A 10737-nucleotide genomic window follows, 5' to 3' on the forward strand; every position below is an offset into this window, starting at 1 on the left:
ATACAGCAACCCAAAACCGCTGGAGCAAACTCAAAACTGGATAAAACTTGGGGGCAAGGTCAACGGCGCATGATGGGTGACGACCACAGTTTTGTGGGTATGCGCAGCACTCAAAGATGTTGCTAGGAATGCCCGTGTCTCCTGGTGCATTCGATAGGCGTGGATTGGTTTGAACTTCCGATAAGGCTGCTTCGAGTACTTGATCTTTCGGTAATCGTTCATGCCCGTCTGGGCAGCTGCCATTGCAATTTCCGGGTCCTTGCTAGAGAGACGAAAGTCAGTCCAGAGGGTTCCCCCAACAAAGTTCACGTTCCCGATGGCCACCACCTCGTTTTCGAGGAAGTGAACATTCCGGTATCTTTCAAGAAGCAGCCGACCCTTCCGGATGCTTTCCTGAACAGAGTCGCCATAGTATTCATGGTTCCCAGCGACAAATACGACCGGGATCGAAGGAGCAATGTTGGCCCCGAGCCATTCGATACTCGGGACGATCCCCTTAGTAAGGAGATCGCCAGCGCAGATCAGAATGTCGGCGTCACGTGGCGGCGAAACGGAGAAGGCCTCGCCGAACTCCAGATGCAAGTCGGAAACGATCCAAGCCTTCATGGTGCGCCGTCCTCCAGACGCGGCGGCAGTGAGCAAACCTTTCGCACGTCTTCGGCCGTCAATTCCAGTTGCTGCGACAACTGTGAAGCGAGGCTGTCCAGCGCGGCGCGTTTCGACAACAGGATTTCAGTCGCGTCATCGAGACCGGCTTGCAACCGCTTTTGCACCGCCCGTCGTAAAATGAGGTCGCCCCGGCGCAGATTTTCCAGGGGACGTCGCCCCGACCCCATCTCGGTGAGCAGTTCGTCCCCGAAGCCGAAGCTCCGCTCCATCATGGTGGCGAAATCTGTGGCGACACAGAGATCGGCCTCAGGGCCACCGCCCGCGGCAGCTGAATGATCGCCGAACACGATCCGCTCGGCAGCCATGCCGGCGAGAAAGATCGTGATGTGATCGGAGTAGAATTTCGCCGTCGCCAGCGCGGGGCTCTGGCTCCGAAACTCGGTCGCACCAATCCGCCGCCAACCGCTCGCTGCGGGCCTTTCGCCGTCGATTGAGACCTTGACGAGCGCGTGCGGCTGCAACTCATTTCCAACGATCGCATGTCCGATCTCGTGAACCGCCAGACGAAACCGTTCTTCCTCAGTAAAGACCACAGTCGGAGGGAGTGCAGCGTGCAGGTCTTCCTCCGTCACGCTTTTGCTGCCGGCCGCTCGGGCAATTCGTCGCGCTTCTCGCGCAAGCTTCTCGATGTCTGCGCCCGACCACCCTTCCGACTTTCTGACAAACTCGGCGAAGTCGCCGAGGACGGCGTCAGGGAGATGATATCGAAGGATCGCCATCCGGCTTTCACTGTCCGGCAAGACAATGGAAACGACCTTGTCGATCCGTCCTGGTCTCAGCAGTGCCGGATCAATCGCGTCGGGCTTGTTCGTTGCGCCGATGATCACGACGCCATCGCGTCCGTCGATCGGATCGAGGCATTCCAGCAGTCCGTTGATAACTTGGCGTTTGTAGTCGTGGTGCTGATGGTCGACCCCACTGTCGCGGTCGCCAAAGGAGTCAAACTCGTCGAGAAAGAGGATCGAAGGGCGTTGCTGAAATGCGTCGGAAAAGGACTTCCGCATAGCCTTGAGCATGTCTCCGAGGTGTCCGCGAGCCTGCCACGACGCAGCCGAGGCATGGAGGAGTGGGACATCACAGCTATTTGCAAGAGCACGTGCAAACGTCGTCTTTCCGCTCCCTGGGGGACCGCTCAAAAGGATGCCACGGTCGACGTCAGACCAATCGATCCCACCGCGCTTCCATGCCCCGATATCCTTGGCAAGTTGCAGACCCCAGGCTTTTGCTTCACCGTAGCCTGCCAGTTCCTCAAGACGGACGTCGCTTCTGTCGCGACGTCTCGGAGGAGCATCTTCTGGCGCTGTCGCGACCTGCAACTGTCGGACAATACGCGCGACCGATCTCCCCGGCCGGATCGCCAGTCTAAGCTGCTGAAGGCCCTTAGTTGTCAGAAAATCGGATTCAGCTTCACTCATTTGGAGACCGAGCTGCTGCGCGGCCGCGCGGAAGTGCCGCGCCGTGGGTGGCTTCAAGGCTACCCGGCAGTCGATCAGTATACCAAGGTCCGACGAGATCTCGGTTTCGTCAGTGCAGAACAAAATCGCTCGACGGACGTGATAGAACGTCGAAAGCAAGTCGGTGCTCGGCCGTGCAAAATCCGACGCCACATCAACAAAAGCAGTGCGCATTCCCGCGTCATCAAGGGCATTGGTGACATCCAGGAGCTGCCGAGCAGCGAACTGGTAAACCTCCAAATCGCTCGCATCCGGGACAGCAATTGCTGCGACAAAACGAGTGTCTGGTTTGCGAAGTAGATGCCGAATCGCGCTCTCAATGCCGAATGCCGCGACAACGGTAGCCAGGTTCTTCGGGAGAGTGTCCCGCTTTCTCAACTTGAATGTCATGATGAGCCTCGATGATAGGGGGAATGGCGAAGGGAAGGCTCAGGCCCGTATTCGCCTAACCATCGTTTCTGGACCGATCAGTCTATCGTCCAATTCCACCTCGACAAAACCGTGAAGGATCAACGAAGCAAGAGCGGCGACAGGTTGGGTCTCGTGGATGGCCCGAAGGCAATCCGCGAAAGAAAGCGATCCATGTTCCTCGAGGGCGGACAGAAGCCGCACCCGGTCTCCCAGCGAGGCATTGTGTCCGGAATATCGCAGCAAATCCTTCGCATTCCGCAAGCGGAAGCCGTCATAGATTTCGGAGCTATCGACCAATCTATAACGCCGGCCCTCTGCCAATGCGGCATCCAGAAGAACCTCCGGATTGCATGACAGCTTGCGATCCGGAGCGTCCAAGAGCCACGAGACGCCATCGGTATCTCGCATCCAGAAGTCCGGCACGTGTTCGCTGTGCCCGGTGACCAAGGGAAGCGGACTGCAAGCCCACGACGTTACGCTCGAATTCAGGTCCAGAATGCAAGCTAAGTCGCGCGCCATCTTCGACCTGTATTTGGCGAACGCCGGCCCCTTGACGGAAGGACGGTTTGTGGAAAACTGCGGGCGGGTGCCGATCGCACGCCGCGGCTGCTGTACATGATACTGGGATGCCATCTCTGACCTCTATACAAACCGAATGGACACCTCCGCTTCCGCGGTAGCGTTCAACGTATTCGTATCGGGAAAAGGTCGAGCTTGATCATGATCGGAACATATAGAGAACAAACAAACCAATGTCAACTCTTGCCTCCTCAAAATACTTCCGCAGGGCCAAGTTGAGTGCGTGTCCATCCCGGATTTTACACTGCATTAACCATAACAGGCGACCGTGGAGGCATGTATTGGCTGACGCGGGACCGCAAGCATGGCCGACGACATCTTCCTGCTCGATACGAACATCCTCAGCAACGCAAGCAAACAGAAACCTCACCCCGTGGTGGCGCAGTGGCTGCGCGCGCAAACGCGACTGGCAATACCATTTGCCGCTATTCTGGAAGTTGAGACTGGGATCGTTGAAAAAAGCAGAACCGATCCAGCCAAGGCTCAGGAGTTGTGGGATTGGCTCGATGGCATCCTTGGTACCGAATTCGAATATCCGGTTCCGACGCCCCAGGTAGCTCGGGTATTGGGGAAGCTTATGTGCTGCCGCCCCTTGACCCATCTTTGGTACGCGGATCCCCGAGCGGATCGAAAGAAGCCCGGCCAGGACCTCTTCATCGCCGCCACCTCGATCGTTTACGAGATGCCGATTGCCACACTTGACGTGAAGGATTTCGAGCAAATTAACGAGTATTTTCCTCTGCCGGGCGTCTACAATCCGGCCTTCGGTGTTTGGGCGGTGCCAAGGTGCTACGCATCTATTCCGGGGACGACGAGCAACGCTCAGCATGGTCGGTTGACGGCCGAGGCGACCGCTCGCAGCGTTCTGCTTGATCTTGGTGAGAGGCCGCGAAACCCGCAAGCACCGCGCGGAAGAAACCCGAGACCCTCCCGGGTACGCCGCTACCCAGCAGCCGCGCCTCAAAGCTTTTTCATGAACGAAAGCTTAGACTTTCCGCACAGGCATTGGAGGTATTCGCGCTTCCCCCGGTTTGGACTGACCTCAAGTAGCAGGCCACATAACGGCGCCCTCGCCCAATAGCACCCCTGCCAGCCAACCAGTGCGGAGCGTCGCCCTGACGATCACGGCAGGTGATCCCCATAGTCTACTCACCGCATACATACTGGGCTATAGAACCACTGACGCCGCCCCCAGCCCCGACCTTGACGACGGGAGCTTGGGAACAGATCGTTATGGCGAGGCACCGGGGTATTTCAAACCCTGGACTGATACGTGCGAAAGATTGGCGCTGCACGCGGTCTCAGTCGGCGCACACCGGCGACGCGCGGGCTGAAACTTCAAACGCGATCCATGCTATCGAGGATCTCGCTCATCGGCTTCTTCAGGTGATCCAGAAACGTCCGCAACGCCGACGGTACTTGCCGATGCGACACATAGTAGGCGTGAAACCCTGGTCCCAACGAAGCCCATTCGGGCAAGACCACTTCAAGCGTCCCCACGGCAAGTTCGTCCGTTACGCGCTCGCGCAAACAGTAGAACAAACCGCACCCCTGTTTGACCATGTCGATGGAAAGCTCGGAATCGCCGAGCGTCATCGTTCCTGGAACATCGAGAACGGTCGCCCGCTCTCCGTCGCCAAGCTCCCAGCGGTAGATGCGATCGGTCCCTGTCCTGATCCGGATGCATTGGTGCGCCAGGAGATCCTGTGGAACATTGGGGCGACCGTGCGCCGCGATGTACGCCGGGGACCCTACGACGACCCACTCCAGTTCGGGCGTTAGCCGCGCGGCAATCATCCCTTCGGGAACAGTTCCGCCGTAACGAATGCCCGCGTCGAAGCCATCAGCCACCATGTCGACGAAGCGGTCGTCGACCGACACCTCAAGCTCGATATCCGGATATAGCCGGTTGAAACTCGGCATTCGGGGAGCCAGCAACAAGCGCGCGGCATCCCTGAGTGCAGTTATCCTGACACGTCCCTTGGGTCCCTCACGGAAGCGTCCAAGCTTGTCCAGTGCTGTCTGAATGCCGGAGAACTGCGGCTCCAGCTCGGAAAGCAGCATTTCGCCTGCGGCCGTCAGACTGACGCTCCTGCTTGTCCTGTGAAAGAGGCGGACGCCAAGACGGGACTCGAGGCCGCGCATCGCGTGACTCAACGCGGACCCCGACACTCCCCGTATCGCGGCGGCTTTCCGGAAGCCTCCTGCGCGGGCGATCGCAATGAAAGTCTCTAAGTCGGCAAGTTCCGTACGCTGGGACATCTTGAATGAAGTGAAGGCAGTTCACCCTTCTGTCAACAACCACTCACCGCCGAAGCCTCCGTGGATCGAGTATGAAGGCCTCTCGCTTGGTCTCAGCTCGACGGAATTGATGTGTTTCACCTAGCAAAAGCGCTTCTCTGCCTATTCGTCATCATCCGCTTCCTCCTTCCTCTACCCTGGCCGAAGGCTTGGAAGGTTGTGGCCGCAGTCCTCCTGATGGTTGTATTCCAGCACAGTCTGATCAGCCTTCTGGTTTTCGGCACGATGTTCTCGCCTGAGGTGCCTCGGCAGGTCATGATCGCAGCGAACTGGATTTCCGGGATCATCCTTCTACTTGCGGTATTTCAGTTGCTGTTTGACCTGACAGCGCTGACCCTTGCGGCACTCCGGCGTCGCCGCGTACTCATACCGACATGGATTCGCTACGCAGGCGGCGTGGTCGCAATTGCCCTCGCCGCCTTCGGCGTGAGCCAGGCCATCCGCGTACCACCAGTAAATGAGATCGAACTTTCAATCAGGGGCTTGCCTGAAGAATTCGACGGCTATCGCATAGTCCACCTGACCGACCTGCACATCAGCAGGCTCTTTCATGCGCCGTGGGTGGAAGCGACAGTTGAACGGACGAATGCGCAGCAAGCCGACCTCATCGTCATTACGGGGGACCTGATCGACGGCGACCTGCAGGCGCGTCAGGCGGACATCGCTCCGCTCGAGAGGCTTCGGGCCAAAGACGGTGTTTTCGCGATCCCAGGAAACCACGAATACTACTTTGGTCACGACCCTTGGATGAAGCAGTACGCGAGCCTCGGAGTGACGACCCTGTCAAACGAGTACGTCTTGATTTCCCGTAACGGGGCGACGCTCGTTCTTGCAGGCGTGAACGACCTCGCAGCGCCGCTGTTTGGCCTACCCGGCCCGGACTTGGTGAAGGCACTCAAGGGCGCACCTCCTTCCGCCCCGGTCGTCCTGCTCAATCACCAGCCGAAAGAGGCTCGCCTAGCCGCGAGTGCGGGCGTCGATCTTCAGCTATCCGGCCATACACACGGAGGAATGATCCTCGGCTTTGACCGCTTGGTCGCGCAATTCAACAACGGCTTTGTGTCCGGTCGCTACTCCGTCGGCGACATGGAGCTGTATGTCAACAACGGCACAGCGCTCTGGATCGGATTCGCGATCCGCCTTGGCAAACCGTCGGAATTGACGGTGATCAAGCTCCGCCGGCGATAGCTAGATAGACGTGGATTGTTTCAGCGCAACAAGAATTTCACCACTTAGAGGTGTGCACTTTAGTATATAGGTTCGACGAACATAATCGGCTGCCAATTTGGAGACTCAGCAATGACGAACGCATCCTCCGCCTCTGCAGTGAAGCCTTTTCTGCACCGGTTCGCCATCGAACGGACCGGTGGCTGCGATATCGAAGGCAGTTACTCGGAAAGCGAGCAGATGTGGGTCGTAGCGACGGCTGCGGGGGTTCGGCCCATTATCGACCTAGCCAACGCACACCTGGAGCTCGTTACGAAGACGGCGGCTGGGCAGGAGCAAGACGACGAGCGCAACTTCGGAGCGCTCGAGCTCGCGACGAAAACCGATTCGGGACAAGAATCCGACGACCAGGCAATTGCTTCCGCGATCGCGCTCGAACTTTCCACCAAGACGGAGGCGCAGTTGGAAAGCGACGACACGCGTCAAGACGCGTGTGCGTTCATGTGATCGGCATGACGTTCCTGCTCGTCACCAATTGTCGCGACCTCACAACCGACTATGTAGTCCGCGAGATGAAGCGGCGAGGACACGATTTTTTGCGGCTCAACACGGAGCACATAACTACGAGCCTTGTTTCGATTGAACCACAACAGCGTTCCATTGAGATAAGGTTAGCGGATCGACTATTGAACCTCCGCGACGTTTCGGCCGCATATTTCAGACGGCCAGAGGCCCCGCTTCGTCCGTCCGAAGAGATAGACGAACGGTCGTGGGTGCACGCTGCGGGCGAGTGGAGCGCTCTATTGAAGTCCATCTACTTGTTCCTTGGTGAACGATGGCTCTCCCATCCCAGCAGTATACTTCTGGCGGAAGACAAACCGAGGCAACTTATGACGGCTGTAACGCTTGGCCTCAAAATCCCAACAGGCCTTGTCACCAATGCGTTTGAAGAAGTCAAAGCCTTGGCTGAGAATGCACGCATCATCGGAAAGCCTCTGAAATCCGCGCTTGTATCAGACCAAGCGGAAGGAAGCGTAGTCTTCACTTCACTCATCCCGACGTTGGACGAAAAGGACGCCGCCGCCATTGCCGCCTGCCCGGCGATCTATCAGGTCGAAATCCAGAAGGCGTTCGACGTCAGGGTCACGGTTGTTGGAAAGCTTGCGTTCGCTGTCGCAATTTACTCGCAGGACGCGGACGAATCCAAGGTCGATTGGCGTCGCGGTTCTAACCCAACACTTGTCCACCAGCCTATCTCTCTGCCTGCTGAGATCGAAGCGAAGTGTTTAGAGCTGGTAGGTTCACTTGGCCTCCGCTTCGGCGCGATCGACCTGATCTGCGACAAGCAAGGTGAGTATTGGTTCTTGGAATGCAATCCGAACGGACAGTGGGCTTGGATCGAAAACCGAACCGGATACCCAATTTCCGCGGCGATCGTCGACGAGCTCGAAAGGATTGCCGCATCATGAGGGAACTCGTTGACGTCGTCTGGCCGACAATTGCCGGACAAACTCCCGCCGAAGTGTTGGCAAGGGACGCGAAAGACGCAGCAGACGTCGTGACCATCCGCGCTGCAAATTGGGACAATGACAACGAACTCGCCCTGACCCAGGCCAAGAGCCTATGGGACGTTGAAAAGGAACGCAGGACGAGCGCCGAAACGAAGGCTTCTATGTACCTCGCTGCGATTGCCGCCGTCGTGCCGATCGCACTGCCCCTATGCACGAGTTTCTACGCCGAGAAATTTGTGAAGCTAACTGCCAGCCTTCAGGTTGCTACGTTTGCCTTGTTTGTGGCTAGCACTGCATATCTAGTTGGCGCGGCCTGGTGGGCCTTCCGGACATTCAGGGTTATGGCGCATCATCGCGTCGACGCGATCGATTATGCAAACATATGGGGCAAGCCTGATCGCAAGTCGCAGCTTGTCGCGGAACTGCTTGTCGCCACCCGCCTCAACAGGCACATGGTCAACTGGAAGACCACGTGTGTGAGGCAGTCGCACGAGTTTATCCTTCGAGCTCTGGTCACCTTTATCTCGCTGGTGCTGATCATCGTAGCCTGGGAGCCCGTCCGCAGTTTGTGTAACTGGATCACGCTCATACGATTATGAGCTCGTAGATTACGGTAGGCCCTGCAGCCGGATTGCGGCCGGGCAATAAATGCATCCGAGATGTGATACCGCGAACGAGGCCCATATGAGCGAGAACCGAGCTAGCGAACCCCACAAAGCTCACGCCATCGACCAACCAAGCGTCTGGGATGCGGACCTGTTGGGCAGACAGGACGACGCAGAGTTTTTGCTTCGGTTTATCGTGGCTCGGCTCGACGAGCGAAAACGTTCGGGGCGGAAAGGATCGTATGTACTGAACGTTGACGCCGAATGGGGCCACGGCAAGACGTTTTTCATGAACGGGCTATTCGAGGATATCCTGAAGGCCGGGCATCCAGCAGTCTTCATTGATGCCTGGAAAAACGACTTCGGCGATGACCCGTATACACAAGTGATTTCGGAAATAGAGGCGTATTTCAAGCAGTTCGTCGTAGACAATCCAAAGCCAGGCTCCGAAACTAGATTCAAGAAAGTCTACAAGGCTGTTAAAAGCAACGCAGGCAAGATCCTCTGGACCGCTCTAAAGGGAGGAACCAAACGCGCGAGCCGGTATCTTATCGCCGAAGGAGCCGACGAGATCATCGAGGTCGTTCAGACCTACACTCCGGAACACACGCGCGACGCTGCAGCCGGTTCCGTCGAAGAAATTGAAAAATCCGTAGCCCTCGTCAACGACAACATTATCGATGCTTTTGCCGATAAGAAGATGCGCGAGTTCGAGGAAGCAAAGCAGAGCCTTACGAATTTTAAAGCCAGTTTGTCAGACCTGCTTCGGGTTTTCGAGGCCCACACTGGCATGCATCTCCCGTTCTTTATTCTCATCGATGAACTGGATAGGTGCAGACCAACCTACGCAATCACGATGCTCGAGCGGATCAAGCACCTCTTCGACGTGGACGACGTGGTTTTCGTTCTCTCGACCGATACTGAGCAGATATCTCAAGCGATCCGTGCGATATACGGCGCCGGCTTTGAGAGCAAACGGTACATTCAACGTTTCTTCTCGCGTACTTATCAGTTGCCGAAGCCGTCGGTTGACGAGCTTGTTGAGGCGTTGATCTTGGATAGCGGAGTGGACCAAACGCTATGGGCGTCTCCCGGGGTCAAGCCAGACCACGTCAGTTTCCTCGCCAAGGCATCGTACCATTTTGGCATGAGCCTGCGTGACATCAAGCAGTCGATAGATGTTCTCCTGAGCCTAACCACCACATGGCAAGAGAAAGGAAAGATTGAACTCTGCCTGATGTATCCTCTCATCTTCGGATTTCTATCGGGAAAGAACATTGACGATCTCGGTCAACAAGGCTGGCTTTGGCGGCACGCAGCGCTATTAGCCGATTGGGTCGAGAACGACGTCGGCGTTTTCGAAGGGCACAAACCGTTCGACCAGCTAAACAAACGCGGCGATCTGATCACGGAGTTCCTGCGAAGGCTGCAACAGCCGATTTACGAAAGCCTGAGAGAGAAGATCGCGACTGGGTCAGTGGTCCCATCGTACACCGAAGTCTACATCTATGGGCAACTCAAACAGGAGTACCATGCTCGGTTTAGTAGCATTGTGCGAGAAAGCGAACGGGGGACATGCTGAAGTATCCGGCATTGATTAAACATGCGGGAAACCTACGGATCTATTAGGTAGCCGCGCCTTCCCTCATCTCAGGATTTTCTTAACAAGCGCCCTGGCCCTGAAGGCCATTTCGACGAGTTCGACGTCACTCTTGAGGTAGCCCGCCGAACCAGAAAATCATGTCCTGCGGATTGTATTCGGCGAACATTCGAAGGCGGGGGTCGTCATGCGGATATGCGCGCAGGACATCCAGTACGAATTGTGGAATAGGTCGACCACCGTGCCCTTCGCAGAGGACATTCGGTAGGGCGTGTGGGCCACCGAAGTCCATTCCGTGCTCGCGATCCGCTAGAGGCCGCTCCGCAGCGCCCTCAACGAAATAATTCATGTGGCGTATGAGAATTACCTTGTCGACATTGACCTTGCCCCCAAGTTTTATCCAGTTTTGAGTTTGCTCCAGCGGTTTTGGGTTGCTGTAT

General features: G+C 56.9%; 11 protein-coding genes. 6 read left to right on the forward strand and 5 right to left on the reverse strand.

All coding sequences use genetic code 11. The annotated features are described in order from the left end of the window. Positions 1–30: 30 nt before the first annotated feature. From ASE71_RS24490 to ASE71_RS24500, 3 genes are read right to left on the reverse strand one after another with little or no spacing between them, the layout of a single operon-like run. On the reverse strand, positions 31–606 hold the full coding sequence (locus ASE71_RS24490; protein WP_082566494.1) for a metallophosphoesterase: 576 nt from the start codon (positions 604–606) through the stop codon (positions 31–33). Then, positions 603–2513 carry an AAA family ATPase gene (locus ASE71_RS24495; RefSeq protein ID WP_060520971.1) on the reverse strand — a complete coding sequence of 637 codons (1911 nt, stop codon included), beginning with the start codon at positions 2511–2513 and terminating at the stop codon, positions 603–605. Before ASE71_RS24495 ends, ASE71_RS24490 begins: the two co-directional genes overlap by 4 nt. A gap of 39 nt (positions 2514–2552) precedes the next feature. Beyond that, positions 2553–3167 (reverse strand): hypothetical protein, encoded by a 615-nt coding sequence (locus tag ASE71_RS24500; protein WP_060520972.1) that lies wholly within the window; start codon positions 3165–3167, stop codon positions 2553–2555. A 250-nt stretch (positions 3168–3417) separates the two neighbouring features. On the opposite strand from ASE71_RS24500, the gene ASE71_RS37090 reads away from it, so the two are divergent. Next, on the forward strand, positions 3418–4194 hold the full coding sequence (locus ASE71_RS37090; RefSeq protein WP_244496938.1) for a PIN domain-containing protein: 777 nt from the start codon (positions 3418–3420) through the stop codon (positions 4192–4194). A gap of 257 nt (positions 4195–4451) precedes the next feature. Here the strand turns inward: ASE71_RS37090 and ASE71_RS24510 are convergent, their stop codons facing one another. Then, positions 4452–5375: a LysR family transcriptional regulator gene (locus tag ASE71_RS24510; RefSeq protein ID WP_060520973.1), complete on the reverse strand. Its 924-nt coding sequence runs from the start codon at positions 5373–5375 to the stop codon at positions 4452–4454. 111 nt (positions 5376–5486) lie between these two features. Here ASE71_RS24510 and ASE71_RS24515 point away from each other — a divergent pair, with 111 nt between their 5' ends. The 5 genes from ASE71_RS24515 (at position 5487) to ASE71_RS24535 (ending at position 10279) form a co-directional block, all read left to right on the forward strand. Next, complete coding sequence (locus ASE71_RS24515) at positions 5487–6602, forward strand: metallophosphoesterase (RefSeq protein ID WP_060520974.1); 1116 nt, start codon at positions 5487–5489, stop codon at positions 6600–6602. Between the two features lie 111 nt (positions 6603–6713). Beyond that, positions 6714–7088, forward strand: coding sequence for a hypothetical protein (locus ASE71_RS24520; protein WP_060520975.1), 375 nt, complete (start codon positions 6714–6716; stop codon positions 7086–7088). Between the two features lie 5 nt (positions 7089–7093). Further along, positions 7094–8050 carry an MvdC/MvdD family ATP grasp protein gene (locus ASE71_RS24525; RefSeq protein WP_060520978.1) on the forward strand — a complete coding sequence of 319 codons (957 nt, stop codon included), beginning with the start codon at positions 7094–7096 and terminating at the stop codon, positions 8048–8050. Further along, positions 8047–8691: a hypothetical protein gene (locus ASE71_RS24530; RefSeq protein WP_060520976.1), complete on the forward strand. Its 645-nt coding sequence runs from the start codon at positions 8047–8049 to the stop codon at positions 8689–8691. Before ASE71_RS24525 ends, ASE71_RS24530 begins: the two co-directional genes overlap by 4 nt. An 85-nt stretch (positions 8692–8776) precedes the next feature. Further along, positions 8777–10279, forward strand: a complete 1503-nt coding sequence (locus ASE71_RS24535) for a P-loop NTPase fold protein (protein WP_060520977.1) — start codon at positions 8777–8779, stop codon at positions 10277–10279. Positions 10280–10403: 124 nt separating this feature from the next. Here ASE71_RS24535 and ASE71_RS36275 read toward each other — a convergent pair whose 3' ends face one another. Then, complete coding sequence (locus ASE71_RS36275) at positions 10404–10718, reverse strand: hypothetical protein (protein WP_244497383.1); 315 nt, start codon at positions 10716–10718, stop codon at positions 10404–10406. Positions 10719–10737: the final 19 nt, after the last annotated feature.

The organism is Ensifer sp. Root954, assembly GCF_001429005.1.
Taxonomy (GTDB): domain Bacteria; phylum Pseudomonadota; class Alphaproteobacteria; order Rhizobiales; family Rhizobiaceae; genus Ensifer; species Ensifer adhaerens.

Bases quoted from the DNA above. Each gene is read 5' to 3' on its own strand.
- ASE71_RS24490 (WP_082566494.1), bottom strand. From the start codon at position 606: ATGAAGGCTTGGATCGTTTCCGACTTGCATCTGGAGTTCGGCGAGGCC.
- ASE71_RS24495 (WP_060520971.1), bottom strand. From the start codon at position 2,513: ATGACATTCAAGTTGAGAAAGCGGGACACTCTCCCGAAGAACCTGGCT.
- ASE71_RS24500 (WP_060520972.1), bottom strand. From the start codon at position 3,167: ATGGCATCCCAGTATCATGTACAGCAGCCGCGGCGTGCGATCGGCACC.
- ASE71_RS37090 (WP_244496938.1), top strand. From the start codon at position 3,418: ATGGCCGACGACATCTTCCTGCTCGATACGAACATCCTCAGCAACGCA.
- ASE71_RS24510 (WP_060520973.1), bottom strand. From the start codon at position 5,375: ATGTCCCAGCGTACGGAACTTGCCGACTTAGAGACTTTCATTGCGATC.
- ASE71_RS24520 (WP_060520975.1), top strand. From the start codon at position 6,714: ATGACGAACGCATCCTCCGCCTCTGCAGTGAAGCCTTTTCTGCACCGG.
- ASE71_RS24525 (WP_060520978.1), top strand. From the start codon at position 7,094: ATGACGTTCCTGCTCGTCACCAATTGTCGCGACCTCACAACCGACTAT.
- ASE71_RS24530 (WP_060520976.1), top strand. From the start codon at position 8,047: ATGAGGGAACTCGTTGACGTCGTCTGGCCGACAATTGCCGGACAAACT.
- ASE71_RS24535 (WP_060520977.1), top strand. From the start codon at position 8,777: ATGAGCGAGAACCGAGCTAGCGAACCCCACAAAGCTCACGCCATCGAC.